Annotated in this window: 17 protein-coding genes; 2 read left to right on the top strand and 15 right to left on the bottom strand. The window is 38.1% G+C overall.

Annotated elements, in window-relative coordinates; all coding sequences use genetic code 11:
* Window positions 1–19: 19 nt before the first annotated feature.
* The 14 genes from VK91_RS09410 to nusB all read right to left on the bottom strand — a co-directional run bounded on the left by VK91_RS09410 (window position 20) and on the right by nusB (window position 15,395).
* Window positions 20–748 (bottom strand): glycerophosphodiester phosphodiesterase, encoded by a 729-nt coding sequence (locus VK91_RS09410; RefSeq protein WP_048392302.1) that lies wholly within the window; start codon window positions 746–748, stop codon window positions 20–22.
* On the bottom strand, window positions 741–2,312 hold the full coding sequence (locus VK91_RS09405) for a DUF342 domain-containing protein (protein ID WP_048392301.1): 1,572 nt from the start codon (window positions 2,310–2,312) through the stop codon (window positions 741–743). The genes VK91_RS09410 and VK91_RS09405 overlap by 8 nt, the downstream gene beginning before the upstream one ends.
* A gap of 760 nt (window positions 2,313–3,072) precedes the next feature.
* The gene (gene spo0A / locus VK91_RS09400; RefSeq protein ID WP_016993890.1) at window positions 3,073–3,864 is read right to left on the bottom strand and encodes a sporulation transcription factor Spo0A; all 792 of its coding nucleotides are present in this window, start codon (window positions 3,862–3,864) and stop codon (window positions 3,073–3,075) included.
* A 384-nt stretch (window positions 3,865–4,248) separates the two neighbouring features.
* Window positions 4,249–5,196, bottom strand: a complete 948-nt coding sequence (locus VK91_RS09395; RefSeq protein WP_048392300.1) for a SpoIVB peptidase S55 domain-containing protein — start codon at window positions 5,194–5,196, stop codon at window positions 4,249–4,251.
* A 122-nt stretch (window positions 5,197–5,318) separates the two neighbouring features.
* Entirely contained in the window at window positions 5,319–7,010 is a 1,692-nt protein-coding gene (gene recN, locus VK91_RS09390) for a DNA repair protein RecN (protein WP_048392299.1), read from the bottom strand.
* A gap of 33 nt (window positions 7,011–7,043) precedes the next feature.
* Entirely contained in the window at window positions 7,044–7,493 is a 450-nt protein-coding gene (ahrC, locus tag VK91_RS09385; protein WP_004231170.1) for a transcriptional regulator AhrC/ArgR, read from the bottom strand.
* A gap of 100 nt (window positions 7,494–7,593) precedes the next feature.
* On the bottom strand, window positions 7,594–8,412 hold the full coding sequence (locus tag VK91_RS09380) for a TlyA family RNA methyltransferase (RefSeq protein ID WP_048392298.1): 819 nt from the start codon (window positions 8,410–8,412) through the stop codon (window positions 7,594–7,596).
* Window positions 8,412–10,313, bottom strand: coding sequence for a 1-deoxy-D-xylulose-5-phosphate synthase (gene dxs, locus VK91_RS09375; RefSeq protein ID WP_048392297.1), 1,902 nt, complete (start codon window positions 10,311–10,313; stop codon window positions 8,412–8,414). Before dxs ends, VK91_RS09380 begins: the two co-directional genes overlap by 1 nt.
* A 163-nt stretch (window positions 10,314–10,476) precedes the next feature.
* Window positions 10,477–11,358, bottom strand: coding sequence for a polyprenyl synthetase family protein (locus VK91_RS09370; RefSeq protein WP_048392296.1), 882 nt, complete (start codon window positions 11,356–11,358; stop codon window positions 10,477–10,479).
* Between the two features lie 3 nt (window positions 11,359–11,361).
* Window positions 11,362–11,595, bottom strand: a complete 234-nt coding sequence (xseB, locus tag VK91_RS09365) for an exodeoxyribonuclease VII small subunit (protein WP_008179899.1) — start codon at window positions 11,593–11,595, stop codon at window positions 11,362–11,364.
* Entirely contained in the window at window positions 11,592–12,950 is a 1,359-nt protein-coding gene (gene xseA / locus VK91_RS09360) for an exodeoxyribonuclease VII large subunit (protein WP_048392295.1), read from the bottom strand. The genes xseB and xseA overlap by 4 nt, the downstream gene beginning before the upstream one ends.
* A 230-nt stretch (window positions 12,951–13,180) precedes the next feature.
* Window positions 13,181–13,996: an undecaprenyl-diphosphate phosphatase gene (locus VK91_RS09355; RefSeq protein ID WP_048392294.1), complete on the bottom strand. Its 816-nt coding sequence runs from the start codon at window positions 13,994–13,996 to the stop codon at window positions 13,181–13,183.
* Between the two features lie 129 nt (window positions 13,997–14,125).
* A complete protein-coding gene (gene folD, locus VK91_RS09350; protein ID WP_048392293.1) occupies window positions 14,126–14,980 on the bottom strand; it encodes a bifunctional methylenetetrahydrofolate dehydrogenase/methenyltetrahydrofolate cyclohydrolase FolD in 855 nt (284 codons plus the stop codon).
* Window positions 14,981–15,011: 31 nt separating this feature from the next.
* Window positions 15,012–15,395, bottom strand: a complete 384-nt coding sequence (gene nusB / locus VK91_RS09345; protein WP_004231146.1) for a transcription antitermination factor NusB — start codon at window positions 15,393–15,395, stop codon at window positions 15,012–15,014.
* A gap of 385 nt (window positions 15,396–15,780) precedes the next feature.
* On the opposite strand from nusB, the gene VK91_RS09340 reads away from it, so the two are divergent.
* A complete protein-coding gene (locus VK91_RS09340; RefSeq protein WP_048392292.1) occupies window positions 15,781–16,683 on the top strand; it encodes a MerR family transcriptional regulator in 903 nt (300 codons plus the stop codon).
* 126 nt (window positions 16,684–16,809) lie between these two features.
* Entirely contained in the window at window positions 16,810–17,979 is a 1,170-nt protein-coding gene (locus VK91_RS09335; protein ID WP_048392291.1) for an MFS transporter, read from the top strand.
* Between the two features lie 96 nt (window positions 17,980–18,075).
* Here VK91_RS09335 and VK91_RS09330 read toward each other — a convergent pair whose 3' ends face one another.
* The gene (locus tag VK91_RS09330) at window positions 18,076–18,486 is read right to left on the bottom strand and encodes an Asp23/Gls24 family envelope stress response protein (protein WP_004231142.1); all 411 of its coding nucleotides are present in this window, start codon (window positions 18,484–18,486) and stop codon (window positions 18,076–18,078) included.
* Window positions 18,487–18,532: the final 46 nt, after the last annotated feature.

The following is an 18,532-nucleotide window of genomic DNA, read 5'->3' as shown; positions in this document are numbered from 1 at the left end:
ACTTACTGGATAGCTCTTTTTATACCCGCTGCTGAGATGTGATAACTTTATCAGGATAATCCGTAATCCAACCAATAACAGAAGGGTGCGGATTAGTTAAAAATGGTTCCGTGCCATCAATAGCATAAAAACGACATGCTTTTTCACTTGTAACACAGGCCTCCAAATATCTTGGTTTGTAGTACCTTTTATGCATATGCACACTATCAGCCGCTTTATAATCAGCTAGAAGATCCCATTTTATTTTTTTCGTAGCAATAAGGGCCGTTTCAAATTCAGGTCTATGCTTTTTTACGATCTCTAAAAGCTCATAGTGAAAGGATGAAAAATGACTACCTTTTGGCAGAGCCAAGCCTCCAAGAAAATGAATTAGCCCACTCTTATTGTCCAAGATCGTTGATTTTAATTCAATATTCAACGGCATCTGCTGTATATTTGCCCATGCTAAAACTGCCTCAAACGCTGGCATTTTATAGGACGAAAATAGACGTCTCCAAGGCTTGCCAAGTTTAAAGCGCAGAAGCTCCTCCATCGTACAATCGCTCACCAATTTATTGGTGCCTACTAACCTCGATAATTGTGGATCATGATACACTACAGGTAATCCATCTTTTGAGAATTGAATATCTAGTTCAATCCCATCAGCACCTAGCTCTAATGCCTTTTCAAAAGCTTGAAAGGTATTCTCTAATGCATAAGCAGAAGCACCTCGATGTGCAAAAACAGGGATAAAAGCTGCCTTAGACATTTAACTCACCAAATTCTAGTAGGAATTTACCATTCGTCATTTTGCTTAATAAAGATGATTTTCTACCAATTTGAATATAAGTTCCAGGGTGCGCCTCTTTTGTCACAATAATCTCTTCTTTCCCTACATGACGCATTTCATCCATTAATAGTTTTATTTCACGATCTAATGTAATCGCTTCAGCCTTTAATTTAGTTAAGGCTTGTTTTGTTACCTCAAATGACGCTGATTGTTCTTTGGACATTTGATTGAGAAAAGGTAATAAATTTTTCATGCTATTCTCGTGTGCGGAAATCTCTGTTTGCAATTGTTTTAGCTGTGCTGCTTTTTCCTGCATCACGGTGTTATTTTCCTGCTTATTAATACTTTCTATTATTAAATCTGTTCGACGCTCTAATCGGTTTCCTGAAATGGCCGTAACAATCGTATTTTTAGCTACTGCACGTCCCCCAATAATTTTACCTTTTCGTTCATCCACATATATCGAATGAGCAGAAAGTTGTGAACCTAGTGCGTAAAAACCAATATGAATACTATTAGCTGCAAATAAATTTGCTTCATTTACATGTTTAACAAATATATTGCCACCTGCTTCTACCACTGTTGAACCAAGCCCAAAGATGCCCCCACGAATATATACATCACCCTCAATGGATTTAATAAGCTTGGCACCGCTTACACCCTCAGCCCCTTCAATGGAAATATCGCCAGTCGCAATAACTGTATAGCCATTTGTTACTGTACCTTTAATACTAAGTGAACCATTAAATTCAAGGTTACCTGTTTCAACTCCTACATCACCATTTATAGGAAGGTGCCTGTTTACACCTATCATGCCTTTGACATCATCTAAAACGCCAGCAATTTTCGAGCGAATGACGATTTTTCCGTCTTCTTCCACTTCATAGGCAGATTTTGTATCATATTTGATAGGATAATCTCGTCCAGGTACAGCAGCAACTTCTTGACCTAGCACATTTTTCCCTGGTTTACCTAATGTAGCAGGAATCTTTTCACCTAGCCAAGAGCCTTCTGAAATTTCCGAAATAAAATTCATATCATAGTAATCCGCTTTACCGTCTTCACGAATGACTGGCTTTCTCTCGGGTTTAGGTAAGTATGTAATTTGTGCATCTATTCCTGCTATTGGTTGCTCACCTTGAGCAATTAAGAATGCTTTTCCTGGTTCAGCCTTCAATATATCAAAATCTAATATGCCATGTATAATTCCATTTTCATTGAGTGTTTCTCGAATTTGTTGTGTTAATTTTTCTTTATTATTTTGAATATAATCATGCGTTTCATATATAAAAACAGAGGCTGACATCTTATCACGTGCCACTTCTGCTTCAATGTTCGGAAGCCAGCGTCCAATTTCAACAGGATTGGTATTCTGGGTTGATAACACATTTTTTAAAATTGAAAAATTAGATAATTTCAGTCGTGGATGACTACGTAGGATGCTATCAAATTCTTTTAATGGGAAACCTGCGCTAAAAGTAAGCATAAATACCTTGCCATTTTCCTCAGAAATTTCGAAGTTTTCATTTCGAACTAGAATCAAGCTACCTCCTCCTTCCCTCTATATGTAAGTATATACAATCCACTTACATTTGTTTAGAGACCATTGTCACTACCGAGAAAGAAAATAGTACCACTTAATCATTAAAATATAAGACAATATTTTATTTACGCTAATAGATTATAGATATTTAGTACTAATAAATTGTTTGTTTTTGAGTTTTTTTATTAAAATTACCGATAAATTCAAAGTAATTCCATCAGGCTATTTTGAATATATCATCTTCCAAGTACAGGTATCCACGGGTGCTTCCCACTAAACTATAGGTCTAAATAGGTCTTTTTAACCAACAAAGTATTGATATTCCTTTCAATTCGGAAAGTAGAACCTAGTTGTATCAATTGCTGTCGATTCATATATTGCATACTTATTTTACCATCGAATGCTAAACGCACCTCAAATAGCTCTTCTGTTATCTGTGTGATTTCGAGCGAATTCATTCCCTCTAATTGAAAATTTATACTTTTTATTGTAATCACCTACTATAAGTTTGTAGAAAGGTCTCAAATGATTTACTCTTCATCTTTAGAATATGACGTTAAATCCACTATACATGTATATATCGCGTATTTTTAGCTGATTTGACGTTCTTTTAACGATTTCAATGTTAAAGGTCAGCCACAGAAATTTCCACAGTATTTGTTCAAGTAACAAAAAAAGCGCCCCTTTAAACTATAGATTTAAAAAGGCGCTATACTATGCGAAGTATAATTGCTGTATATGTTAATGATATATATCGGTACTAGCTAGCCATCATATCAATACGAATTTTGTCTGCGATCATGGCGATGAATTCGCTATTTGTTGGTTTGGATTTCAAGTGATGGACTGTATAGCCAAACATTGACGAAATGGATTCATAATTGCCACGATTCCAGGCTACCTCTATGGCGTGACGAATCGCACGTTCCACGCGGGATGGTGTCGTATTAAATTTTTTAGCGATTTCTGGATATAAAATTTTTGTCACAGATCCTAATAATTCAATATCCTCAAAGACCATTTGAATGGCTTCACGCAAATAGGAGTAGCCCTTAATATGTGCAGGTACACCGATTTCTTTGATGATGGCTGTAATCGTACTGTCTAATTGATGCTGATTTAATTTTTGAGGTACTGTCGGTTGTAATACGCTTGTCTTTTTCGGAAGTGTCGCCTTCTGTCCAGCACAATGTAAAATCTTTTGTACCAATTGGTCGAATTCAAAGGGCTTTAGCATGAAATAAGAAGCTCCTAAATCCACCGCCTGTTTCATGACATCCTCTTGGCCAAAAGCCGTTAGCATAATGACTTGAATTGATGACATTTTCTCATTTTGATACATGGACTCTAATACAGCTAAACCGTCAAGATGAGGCATTATTATATCTAGAAGTAAAATATCTGGTGTAAATTCCTCAAGCATTTGTAGACATACTTTTCCATTTGAAGCAGTTGCAATAATTTCTATTTCGGCATGTCCTTGAAAATACTGCTCCATTGTTTTTAATAACTCACGATTATCATCTGCAATCGCTACTTTTACCTTTGTCATTTCAATTCCTCCTTCTGGACTTGCTTTGAACACCTCAAAGCGATAACCTAAACCCCTAAATGCCGTTTTTGGCACACTGTGGAATTTTCGACATTTTTGTTTTAAAAACCTTTTCTATTTCCAAAAATGAGTATGTAGTCCGATACTTTCTTTTAATATCGACAAGTTACGCTAAATGACGCGACTTGTCGAATGCTCTTATAACTTATTTTAGATAAATTTAGTAGATAAAACTACAGTTTTTTTAAATATCATGCCTTCTTCAGGAAATTACCGGAAATACATGTTGGATTCGATGAAATAAGGGTAAAAAATCCGTGTAGTTTCCCGCGGCTTTTGTCCTGCCTGGGGAAAATTAAACGGATTTTTACCTTTCATACCTTTTTATGAAGACCTTCTTAACATTTCCGCTACTGTTAGCGCTGCACCTTTTTTCGGCTCCTCCACAAACATATGTGTCACAGCACCGACAAAACGACCGTCTTGGATAATAGGACTGCCACTCATTCCCTGCAAAATGCCACCTGTTTTTTCAATGAGCTTCTCGTCAGATACTATAAATTCAAGGCGTTCATTTTCCACTTTGGTAATTTCTATTGAAAAGGTTTCCACCTTACTGCCTTCAATGGCTGTATAGATTTCAGCTTTCCCCGTTTTTATATCTTTTTCATGCATAATTTCTATCGCTTTGGGTAATCTTTGTTGATAACCGTCTTCCCAGCGGCCAAAAATACCATAAATAGTATTTTTATCTATACTACCTAGACGTTCTTGATGCTTTTCAATGGAGGAAATTTTATAGCCAGGTTGGCCTGGTGTGCTTTTTCGGATTTGCTGAATAGAAGCTAAAAAAATGGAGCCAGCTCTAAAAACAGGGGCTTCTTGTAGGGTTGAATCGACAATTTGATGACCTAGTGCACCGTAATTTTTTGTCTCTGGATCAATATAAGTCAGTGTTCCTACTCCATCTGTTTCATCTTTTAAAAAGGAAATGACATGCTCTGCTTCTTGGTTTTGTAATTCCAATGTAATTTGTTGGCCTTCACTATTGATCGTCCATGTCTGTTGGCCATCTTTTGCCACAGCCTGCTTGGCATCAGCAAGAGATTTTACTGGTATATCGTTTATTTTTTCAATAACAGCGCCTCCTTTCATCCACTGATTGGAAGCTAACAGTACATCGTGTGCGACAAATACATGGGACAATTGAAGTTGAATTCCAATTGCTTCGCCCATTGGTATAAGCTTTTTGGCGGCTAAAGCTTGTATAGGCAACACTAATAAAAAGATGAGCATAGGCAAAATGACTAATTGACGCCAATGACGATTCATACGACACCTCCTTTTCATTTTTGTCTTTTTACTATGTGTTGTTGTGACGTTCTTATAAGCGGTAAATATTTGCGCAAAATGAAAAAAGCCAGAAACAGCTGAAACTGTTTCTGGAATAATGGTTAACGCATTTGTTTTTTTCGTTCATCTGCCATTTTTAAAAGCTCCGTGGCATGCTGTAGTGTCAACGCTGTAATTTCCGTTCCAGACATCATACGGCTAACTTCCTCTATACGAGCATCTTGATCAATCTCTGATAAGGAAGTAAACGTTCGATCATGCTCGACTTCTTTTTTAATGAAGTAATGATGATCAGCCATCGCTGCAACTTGAGGTAAATGTGAAATACATAAAACTTGAGAATTAACAGAAATCGCGGCAATTTTCTCTGCAATCGCCTGCGCAACCCGACCACTGACACCTGTATCCACCTCATCAAAGATAATGGAAGTAATTCCATTGGAAGAAGAGAAAATGGTTTTCAACGCTAGCATCATTCGTGATAATTCTCCACCTGATGCAATTTTCGGTAAAGACTTTGGTGGTTCCCCAACGTTTGTGGAAATGTAGAAGATAATTTGATCTTTCCCATTGGCATCAAAATAGGGTAATTCATCGAAATTGACAATAAATTTTGCTTTTTCCATATGTAATTCACGTAACTCTGCCATAATTGCTTCACTCAATTGTTGTGCTGCAGCTTTACGTACAGTTGAAAGTTCACTAGCCAGCTCATTGAGTACAGCTTCCATCTCTATCACACGTCGTTCTTTCACCTGCAAAATCTCATCACGATTCAACAGCTCATTTAACTCGTTTTTAATTTTTTCATAATAAGCCAAGATCTCTTCCACTGTCGTACCATATTTGCGTTTTAAAGTTTGCAACAACGCTAAACGCTGCTCAACCTCGTTTAAACGTGCAGGGTCAAATTCCAATTCATCTAACACATTTTTGACCTGATAGGCTGCATCCTGTAATGCATAAAACGCAGTTGTCACTGCCTCAGATGATTCTTTGAATTGCTCATCAACCGTTGCAGCATCTTCTAAAGCACCCATTGCTGTTCCGATCCAATCAAGCCCTTTCGTTTCGCCCTGAATGGCTTCATAGGCTGCACTAGAACGTTCAAAAATTTTATTAAAATTCATCAAACGACGGCGTTCGTCTAGAAGCTCGTCTTCCTCACCTAACTTTAAATTAGCTTCGTCCAACTCTTTAATTTGAAATTGATACAAATCGATACGTTGTGCCATCAACTGCTCATCAATGGATATAGAAGCTAAGTCTTTTTTGAGCAAACGGTATTCATCATATTGGGCGCGATAGTTTTTTTGAATCGGCGACAGCTCTTCTTCTGCAAACTGATCAAGCAAATTGATGTGCTGCTTTTCATCCATTAGCTCTTGATTTTCATGTTGGCCATGAATATCTATGAGACTTGCCCCAATGTCTCTTAGTACCGACAAAGGCACGAGCTTACCATTCACTCGGCAAATACTTTTACCGGTATCATTCAAATCACGACGTAAAATAATTGTATCTTCTTCTATTTCAATGCCTGCTTCTTCTAACTTTTTCAGAACAGGATGAACTGAACTCGAAATTTGAAATAAGCCACCCAATTCTGCTTTTCTTGCGCCATGACGAATAAATTCAGTGTTGCCTCGTCCTCCTGCAAGTAAATGCACCGCATCAATGATAATAGATTTTCCGGCACCTGTTTCCCCAGTGAGAACTGTTAAGCCTTCTAAAAAGCTGACAGTCAAATCCTCAATGATGGCAAAGTTTCGAATACTAAGCTCTCTTAACACAAATTGTCACCTCTAAATCAAATTAACCATTTTTTATAGCATGTCTAATAAACGATTTTTTGTATTTTCACGCTCATTTTCATTTCGACAAATAATTAAAATGGTATCATCTCCAGAAATTGTACCTAAAATTTCCGGCCAATCTAAATGGTCAAGTAGGGAAGCAATGGCATTCGCATTCCCAGGAAGAGCTTTCATGACTAAAAAATGTGATGCCCCATCAATACTTACAAAAGCATCCGCTAATGCACGATGTAATTTTTGGACTGGATTGAAACGTTGATCTGCGGGTAGGCTATATTTATAACGCCCATCCTGTAATGGTACTTTTACTAAATGAAGCTCTTTAATATCTCGTGATACTGTAGCTTGTGTCACATTATAGCCTGCTTCTTTTAAAAAATCGACTAAATCATCTTGTGTTTCAATTTCATGATTGGCGATAATATCCCGAATTCGTATATGTCGTTGTCCCTTATTCAACGAAATCACCTCTTATAAATAATTGTATATGTGTATAATCACACTACCATTTTCAACAAAAAAGCACAAGAAAAAACACGGCTCTATAAGCGAGCACGTGTTATTTTAATGAATTATGCGCTTCTTCAACGAGTGCATTAAAAGCTGTATATGCAGGTAGCACTTCTTGTCCAATAGGATTCACTAAATGGAATAAAAATTCAATATTTCCTTCTCCACCTGTGATTGGAGAGAATGAAGCATCTTTTACTACAAAACCAACCTCAGTTGCCATTGCAGCCGTTTTTTCCAAAACTTCTAAATGTACTTTTTTATCACGAACGATTCCTTTTTTACCTACTTTATCTTTCCCAGCTTCAAACTGAGGTTTCACCAATGCCATAACATCCCCGCCTGGCAGCAATAATGTTTTTAATACTGGTAAAATCAGTGATAACGAAATAAAGCTAACATCGATTGTTGCAAAATCAGGTAAACCTTCTGATAAATCAGCTGCCGTGGTGTAGCGAAAATTCGTTTTCTCCATTACTGTCACTCGTTCATCAGAGCGAATTTTCCATGCTAATTGGTTCGAGCCAACATCTAGTGCATAGCAATGTCTTGCACCATGTTGTAAGGCACAATCTGTAAAGCCACCTGTAGAGGAGCCAATGTCAAGCATTAGCTTCCCTTCTACAGACATATCAAAAATTTGTAGCGCCTTTTCTAATTTAAGGCCTCCACGACTCACATATTTTAAATCTGAGCCCTTTACTTGTAGCGGTGCTTCGACGGCAATTTTCTCGCCTGCCTTATCAATTCGTATTTCATTTGAAAAGACAAGGCCTGCCATAATGGACCGTTTTGCTTTTTCTCTTGTTTCACATAGTCCACGCTCTACAAGTAAAATATCTACACGTTCTTTTGGTTGTTTTGTCATTATTTATTCAAACCCACTTGCTGTTTTTGTTGAAGTAATACATGCATACGTGCAACCGTATCTTCTGCTGTCATATGAATTTCTGCGAGTAGCTGATCTACGTTGCCATGCTCAATATATTGATCTGGGATGCCCATTCGATCAACTAGTGCATTTAAATAGCCGTGGTCATGAGCAAACTCTAATACACCACTTCCAAATCCACCTTGTAGAACAGCTTCTTCAATTGTTAAAATCGGTTTTTGACTAGATAATATACGGTGTAGCATATCCTCATCCATCGGTTTGATAAAGCGAGCATTGACCACTTCAATATCGATTCCTTGTTGCGCAAGCATTTCAGCAGCAGCCATTGCCATTGGAATAGTTGTTCCAAATGTCAAAATAGATGCATCTTTCCCCTCACGTAAAACTTCCCAGCTACCAATTGGTAAAGCTATAAGCTCATCATCTAATGGCACACCAATTCCATTACCACGTGGATAACGAAGTGCAATAGGACCACCATCATAATCAATTGCTGTTTTTACCATATGTTGCCCTTCATTCTCATCCTTTGGCATCATAATTGTCATGTTTGGAATATGACGAAGGAAAGCAATATCAAATACACCTTGATGTGTTTCCCCATCTGCTCCCACTAAACCAGCCCGATCAATACCAATAAAGACATTTAAATTCGGGCGAGCAATATCATGCAATACTTGGTCATATGCACGTTGCAGGAACGTAGAATAAATCGCTAAAAATGGCTTCATCTTTTGCGTAGCTAATCCTGCAGCCATCGTTGCCGCATGCTGCTCCGCAATCCCTACATCAAAGAAACGATTTGGGAAGTCCTTTTGAATACCTTGTAGCTTTGAACCTACAGGCATGGCAGGTGTAATCGTTACCACTCGCTCATTTTCATGAGCAATTTTACGAACCGTCTCAGCAATTAAACTACTCCAAGCTGGTCCAGTAGTCTCAGACTTCACAAAGGCACCATTTTCAATTTTATAAGGACCTGTTCCATGCCAATTTCCGATTGTATCATCCTCGGCTGGTTTATAGCCCTTTCCTTTTTTCGTAATAACATGAACAAGGACTGGCCCTTTTACTTTTTTCGCATGTGATAATGTCATTTCAAGCGCTTCAAAATCATGTCCATCAATTGGACCAAGATATTTAAAACCTAGCTCCTCAAAAAACACACCAGATACTACTAAATATTTTAAGCTATCCTTTACGCGTTCAACAGTAGAGGCAAGCTTTCCACCTAATACTGGAATCTTATTAATAAGTGATTCCAGCTCTTCCTTGGCTTTTGAATACTCCTTGGCTGTACGTAGACGACCTAAAACATTGTGTAATGCGCCAACATTTGGTGCAATCGACATTTCATTATCATTGAGGATGACAATCATATTTGTTTTTGCATGGCCAATATGATTTAATGCCTCAAGTGCCATACCACCTGTTAAAGCCCCATCACCAATAATAGGGATAACAAAGTTGTTTTCTTTTTTTATATCACGTGCTGCTGCCATACCCATGGCTGCTGATAAAGATGTCGAGCTATGACCTGTTTCCCACTCATCATGTTCACTCTCCACGCGCTTCGGAAATCCACAAAGCCCTTTGAACTGACGTAGTGTGTCAAATTGACTCGCACGACCTGTTAAAATTTTATGCACGTAAGCTTGGTGGCCAACATCCCACAAAAACTTATCTTTAGGACTGTCAAACATTTTATGCAGCATCATCGTTAACTCAACTACGCCTAAATTCGGCCCGATATGCCCACCTGTGACAGAACATTTTTCGATTAAGAAGGTACGAATTTCTTGGGCAAGCTGCTCAAGCTCCTTCTTATTTAAGTTTTTTAAAAAGGATGGACTAGTTATTTTATTTAAATCCACCTTTCTCACACACCTTTTCAATAAAATATTCACCGCAATTGTGTTTCCACCATTATAGCAGTGTTATCAATATGCTAAAAGTACGAGCACTTCATTGTTTACATATTGCAAACGTTCCCACCTATTCTAGCATATTCTTTTCCTTCAACGCCTTGATTTTCTCTTAGTTTTTACGATGAACTATATAAGCAGCAAAGTCACGTAATAGGCTGACATCTATTGGTAATTGATCGAGTGCGTTAATGGCATGTTGATAATGCTCAGAAAGCTTTTCTTTTGCTCCCTCTAGGGTTAAGAGTGCTGGATAAGTGCTTTTATCACTAGCGACATCTTTTCCAGCTGTTTTTCCTAGTTCTTCAGTCGTTCCCTCAATATCTAAAATATCGTCTTGAATTTGGAAAGCTAAACCAATATGGTGCGCATATTCTTTCAATGTAGCACGGTCTTGTGCTGATACATCTGCAAGTACGGCTCCCGCTTCAATACTAAAACGCAATAAAGCACCTGTTTTATTGACATGGACTTGTTCCAATTCAGCTAAATTAAGCTGACGTTGCTCCCCTTCCATATCTAGTACTTGACCACCAACCATGCCTTCTGCACCTGCTGCAACGCTTAGCAACTGGACTAGCTCAATACGCTTTTCAGCAGAGATATCCATGCGTGCTAAAATGCCAAATGCCAGTGTGTTTAATGCATCACCAGCAAGCGTAGCCAGCGCTTCTCCATAAACTTTATGATTTGTTGGCTTGCCTCTTCTAAAATCATCATTATCCATGCTTGGTAGATCATCATGGATTAAAGAATATGTGTGAATGATTTCAATAACCGAACCGACAATCAAACCGTCCTGAAGATTTTCACGGTAAAGCTCTAGTACCGCTAACACAAAAAGCGGACGAATTCGTTTACCCCCTGCCTTTAATGAATAAAGCATGGATTCCTTTAAATCTGCTGGTGCATCAATTTGTTCAACAAGTGCAAACATCATCTCTTCAATTTGTGGTGTATTGCTTTCAATAAAGTACTTTAATGGCTCATTCATTTCCTAATTCTCTCCCTTTAGTGGATCAAATGCTGTTGTTTCACCAGTCTCTTGGACAATTGATACAAGCTGCTCCTCAGCATGTTGCAGCTTACTATGGCAAAACTTTGATAGCTCCATTCCTTGCTTGTATAAATCAATCGCATTTTCCAATGGCACATCACCCTGTTCTAACTGGCGAACGATTTCTTCTAGTGCCGTCATGGCTTCTGCAAATGTTTGTTGTTTTTCAGTCACAACAATTCCCCCTCATTCTTTGGCAAGATATTCGTCACGTTAGCCACAACCTTTCCATCATGGAAAGTCAGTGTCAGTTGATCTTGCTTTTGCACCTCAGTGGATGATTTGATCATTTGCTGATCTTTATATGCTACTGTAAATCCTCTTGTTAGAATGGACAGTGGATTTAAAGCTTCTAATGTTCTAACGGTTGACTCAAATTGTTGTTGCTTTTTTGCCACATAATACGTTGTAGCACGTGATAATTGTTGAACGCGCGCTTCAAGCTCTCTCTGATGAAAAGCAAGTGCCTTTTTGGGTGAATGTTGCTCCACCGTACTATGTAATTGTTGAAGTTGTGCAGCTTTTTTCATCAAGCTCACTTGCATTGCTGCCTGTAATCCTGACTCAAGCTGTGCCAATCTTTCTGTAAAAGGTCGATAAAGTCTTTCTGGCATTGACAATGGATAAGACTGCTGGAGCTTATTTAGACGTTGTCGCTCTGCCATAAGTTGCGACCTAACAATTTGATGTAGCTGTGATTTCTGCGTAAGCACGCGTTGGTAGAGATCCGCTTGATCGGGCACAGCCAACTCAGCAGCAGCTGTTGGAGTAGGTGCACGTAAATCGGCTACATAATCGGCAATCGTTGTATCTGTTTCATGGCCAACCGCACTTATAATAGGAATTCGGCTTTCAAAAATAGCTCTTGCCACAATTTCTTCATTAAAAGCCCATAAATCCTCGATGGAGCCTCCTCCTCGCCCGACAATCAACACATCACAGCTTGCCTCTTGATTAGCACGTTGAATATTTTGCACAATATTCGGTGCAGCCTGAGCTCCTTGTACAAGTGTTGGATAAATCAAAATTTCAGCAAGTGGGTAACGCCTCTTTAAGGTTGAACAAATATCCCGTATAGCTGCACCAGTTGTTGACGTGAGCACACCAATTTTTTCAGGAAATTTTGGTATCGGTTGCTTCCACTCAGGTTTAAAAAGACCTTCTTTTTGTAATTGCTCTTTTAATTGATTGAAGGCAACAAATAAGCTACCAATGCCATCCGGTTGCATTTCCTGTACATATAGCTGATAGGTTCCATAGCCTTCGTAAACGTTTACATCCCCTCGGATAAATACTTGCATACCTTCCTTTGGTTCAAACGCTAATTTGGTAGCCGCTGCTTTAAACATCGTCGCAGCTATTCGGGCACCATCATCCTTTAATGTAAAGTAAATATGGCCGGATTGATGAATTTTCACATTTGATAATTCACCTTTTACATACACTTCACGCAAATGTGGATCTGCATCGAATTTTCGTTTAATATATTTTGTTAACGCTTTTACTGTTAAATAAGAAGCAGAGGACATGTTTTCGGCTCCTTTACTAAAATCAAGTTTTTCACAAAACTACACCTATCATAACATTTTTTGCAGTCGTTGACGTGCCAAAATGCAGTTTCGATAGAAAAAATGACTGTCTTTCTTCTATCGAAAAACAACTATAACACATTCCTACACGTTCTCACTATTAGAAATCGTATATTATGACAAATAACAAACAAAGCCCCATAACTTCATACGTTATGAGACTTTATATTTTAATAAAATAGTAATAAAAGAGTTCCTACAATAAAACAATAATACGTAAAGTAGCTAAGTTTGCCACTTTTCATAATGCCCATAAACCAACGCATCGCAAAATAAGTCATAATGAGTGTTGCCAAGAAAGTGGCGGCATATGGAAGAGCTAAGGCACCTTTATTCGGCTCGTCTAAAAAATCTGTAATGCCAAGGACTACCCCACCCAAACTTACAGGAATATAAAGCATAAAGGAAAAACGTAAGGCTGTATCCTGCTTCATCCCTACTGCTATGGCGGAAATAATCGTAGCTCCAGAACGGCTAATGCCTGGCGTTAAAGCAACTGCTTGCCCCAGCCCTACAATGATGGCATCTTTAGCACGTAAATCTGCATCTTTCTTCTTGCCACGCATATTACGAATTAACCATAATGCAGTCCCTGTCACAAATAGCATGAGCGCAATCGTCGTCATACTTACGTTATCTGCAATAACATCACTTAATAACACCCCTAAAACGCCAGCAGGAATTGAACCGATGACAATATAGAGCGCAAAGCGAAAATCTGCGTTATACCGCTTTTCTCTAGTTTTCAAGTAAAGAAAAAAATGACTGATTAGACGAACAATATCCTCACGATAAATATACATAATAGCAAGTAACGAAGCTGTATTGGTTAAGATGGCAAAAGTAAAACCTTGTTCACCTAGTCCCAGCATTTCGCTAGCAATCATTACATGTCCACTCGACGATACAGGAATTGGCTCTGTAAAACCTTGGACAAGTCCAATAATGATATGCTTGACAATTAACATAATATCGATATTTTCCATAAAAACCTCCTCCTCAGTATGTATGTCCCAAACGTTACATTAGACGACATAATCGGAGAAAAGTTCTGAATTTACACAACAAAAAAGTCACCTCACACAATGTTGAGATGACTTTCTTCAAAAGGTTTTTTATTTTGCAAGCGTATTTTCAGCTGCTTGCACTGTGTTGAATAGTAACATTGTGATGGTCATTGGTCCTACACCACCTGGTACAGGCGTAATATGAGACGCAATCCCATCTACTTCTGCAAAGTTTACGTCACCGCATAATTTATTGTTGTCATCGCGATTAATGCCTACATCAATAACAACAGCCCCTTCTTTCACGTGCTCTTTCGTAATAAAGTTTGCACGACCAACTGCTGCAATTAAAATATCTGCTTGTTTTGTAAATGAAGGTAAATCTGGCGTTTTAGAGTGTGTATAGGTTACCGTTGCATCCTTTTGTAAAAGTAGTTGTCCCATTGGTTTACCAACGATATGACTACGACCTACGATTACAGCATGCTTTCCTACGATTTCAATTCCTGAATACTCAAGAAGCTTCATCACGCCAAACGGTGTACAAGGTAAAAATGTTTCTTGGCCAAGCATCATTTTCCCAACGCTTACAGGTGAGAATCCATCGACATCCTTCTCGACAGCAATCGTTGCAATGACTGTATCCTCATCAATATGTTTTGGGAGTGGTAATTGAACTAAAATACCATGAATATCCTCACGTTGATTTAAAAGCTCAATTTGTGCTAGTAATTCCTCTTGCGTTGTCTCTTCGGGTAATTTAATGAGTTCTGAAAACATACCAATCGCTTCACAAGATTTTTGTTTATTTCTCACATATGTAGCTGATGCCTGGTTGTCTCCAACTAACACAACCGCTAAACCAGGTGTCAATCCTCGCTCTTTTAAACGAATGACACGCTCTGCTACAGCATTACGAATTTCTTGACCAATCTCTTTACCATTAATAATTGCACTTGACATAAACCTTCGTTACTCCTTCCAATTCAACACATTATTCTTGTTCTGTAAATTTAGAAAGTACACCATTGACGAATTTAGATGAACTATCATCGCCAAATGTTTTACATAACTCGATTGCTTCGTTTAGTACTACTCTTTTTGGTGTTTCTGGCATGTATAACAATTCATATACAGCTAAACGTAAAACCGTTCTTTCAATTTTGGGTAGACGGGCAAGTGACCACTTTTCAAGATGCTGTTCTAATGTAGCATCGATTTCCTCCAAATGTTCAGCTGTTCCATTTACGATCTTTTCGTAGAAGGCATTGGTAGGTTGACCTTTAATATGGCCCATTGCTTCTTCAACTGTTAGATCCGTATTGTCTAGCTGAAACAAAACTTGCAACGCTTTTTCGCGTGCTTCATGTCGTTTCATGTAAAGCTCTCCTTCTTAAGTGGCATTAAGGTTTATAATAGCATAAAATCACATGAGAAACACGATTTCAAGCAAGTTTTCAATAATCTGAACCTTTTTCAAGGAACTTTTTGTTTAAGCCCACTTCTCATCGAAATAGTGGTATTCCAAAAATGAATGTTTCCTGTTCGTAATGGTATAATAAAGAAAAACGTTAGAGGTGTCACAATGCAAACTGAAGCTATATGTCTTAGCTGCAAAAAACATTTAAAATGGTTGACGGTGAAGAACAATATCAACAAATGAAGGAACGTACATTTCACCTATTTTACTGGGTGGATGCAAGCATAAAATTCGTTTTGATGCCATTCGAAACTTTTTTAGCTTTTATTAGTGGAGGCCATTTATGAAGGAACATTATTATACGATAGGTGAGGTTGCCAAACTTTCAAACTTATCGGTTCAGACATTACGTTATTATGATCAAATTGATTTATTTAAGCCTGCTTATATCGATACCTTCACCAATTATCGGTATTATAAAGGCAATCAGCTATTCTATTTAGACATTATAAAGTCCCTTAAATATATCGGCGTGACGCTCGATGATATAAAAAAAGCACTTAGATTAACCTCTGAGGAATTGCTTGATTTTTTAGCTCAGCAGGAGCTACGCATCAATGAAAAAATTTCACGTTTAAACGAAGCAAAAAATACCTTACTGAAAACAAAAAAGCAATTACAAGAGCAAATTGATATCCCAGTCTTCGGTGAGATTTATGTGCAAATAGAGGAAGCAATGCCCGTTCTTCAAGTAACCACTACTGAATTAACACCAACATCGAGCACCAGTACATACTATGCCACTTTAATTAAAATCATCGAAAAGGAAGGCAGTGTCTTAAACAGTCGTTATGGCTGTATTTATCCACTAGAGCCCTATAAAGATGTCAATGACATCATTTATGATGCTATTTTCACTCCCCTATTAACGGAGCGCACATTTTCGCAGCTTTCACCAAACATACAACAAACCATTATTCCTGGGGGTAAATATGTATGCATCGCCTTTATTTACGATCCTGATACTTATTTTTCATTCTATGAAAAGTTGAGAAATCATGTACTAGCTCAGCAGGAACTATTTGAGTCGCAAGTGTATGAGCTATACATGCCAGCAACGCTCACTATGGAACAAGAAAAGAAATTTATAGTAGAATTAAAGATTAGGCAAAAACAAGAGACACAAAATTCCTCCAAAAAAGTAGTGGCGCATTCGTATAACTCTCAGCCAGAACTCCCAAACTGATAAAAATTTTTTTAAAAATAAAAACAAATCTTTTGACCCTATAGTTACTATAGGGTTTATCGTATTACATGGAAATATTCTAGTAGATTGAAAACATGTATCGCGAACAATTAGAAGGAGAAGTTTATGAGCAAGAAACAAAATATAACCTTAGCTATTTTATTATCTAATCTTTTCATTGCCTTTTTAGGGATTGGTTTAGTCATCCCTGTTTTACCAACCATCATGAATGAGCTACATATTTCTGGCTCTGTTGTTGGTTATATGGTGGCAGCCTTTGCCATTACACAATTAATTGCATCACCAATTGCAGGTAAGCTTGTTGATAATATTGGCCGCAAAGTTATGATTGTTGCAGGTCTTTTTATTTTTGGACTTTCTGAGTTTTTATTTGGGTTTGGTCGTTCTGTTGAAATTCTTTTTGTCTCTCGTATGTTAGGTGGCGTGAGTGCCGCTTTCATTATGCCAGCTGTAACCGCCTATATAGCTGATATTACGACATTGGCACAGCGCCCTAAGGCACTTGGCTATATGAGTGCAGCCATTAGCACAGGTTTTATTATCGGCCCTGGGATCGGTGGTTTTTTAGCTGAAATTGGTACACGTGTCCCATTTTATGCAGCTGGGGTACTTGGTCTGTTCGCAGCTATCCTGTCATTGCTGTTTTTAAAAGAGCCAACACGTGCTACAGACAATGAAGAAGTAGCACAATCCATGTTAGGTAGTGTCAAGCGTGTGTTTAGTCCACTCTACTTCATACCATTCATTCTTATTTTCGTGTTATCATTTGGCCTCGCTGCATTCGAATCATTGTTTAGCTTATTCGTCGATCACAAATTTGCGTTTACACCATCGGATATTGCCATAATTATTACAGGAAGTGGTATTGTTGGGGCACTAGCTCAATTAATACTATTTGATTGGCTGACAAAGAAAATGGGTGAGATTAATGTTATTCGTTACTCACTAATCCTTTCAGCAGTATTAACATTCGCCATGACGATCGTGAGTCATTATTTTGCCATCTTATTCGTGACATTCTTTATTTTCGTAGGCTTCGATTTAATTCGACCTGCTGTTACTTCGTATTTATCGAAAATTGCCGGAAATGAACAAGGATTTGTTGGTGGCATGAACTCTATGTTTACAAGTCTTGGTAATATTTTTGGCCCAATTCTAGGTGGGGTATTGTTCGATATCAATCTGAACTATCCATACTACTTTGCTACAATCGTATTGGTGCTAGGCGTCATACTTGCGTTATTCTGGAGAAAGCCAAAGCATATAGAATTATAAAAATAGCGATACATCCACATGAACATCCTAGAGAAATCCATATAAAAAGGACTGCCCTTTGATGAACGAATCATCATTGGGCAATCCTTTTCTTTTTTATTCATGCACTACTGTTTCTTCTTTTTCAAAGTGAATACCTGTAATATGCACATTTACTTCTGCTGTTTCTAGTGCCGTCATATTAAAAATAGCCTGACGGATTTGCGTTTGAACTTCTTTTGCTACTTTAGGAATGGCATATCCATATTTCACAGAGCAAAATACATCAATCGCAATTTCACCAGTTTCCGTTACACCTGATTTAATGCCTTTATTGTGTACTTTTTTACCGAAACGTTCCACGACACCCGTCGCAATATTCCCACGAGTTGCAGCAATGCCTTCTACTTCATTGACAGCAATCCCAGCCACAACCTCGATCACCTCTGCCGCTACCTCAATTTTTCCAAGCTCTTCTTTCCCAGAAGGTGTTGGTTGTACGAAAGATTGTCCTACTTTCTCTGCCATACAAATATCATCCTTTCCCTTACACATCACAAACAAGTGCTGTACT

It is taken from the genome of Lysinibacillus sp. LK3 (assembly GCF_001043675.1).
GTDB lineage: Bacteria > Bacillota > Bacilli > Bacillales_A > Planococcaceae > Lysinibacillus > Lysinibacillus capsici.
This window is presented reverse-complemented; position numbering and strand designations above follow the sequence as displayed.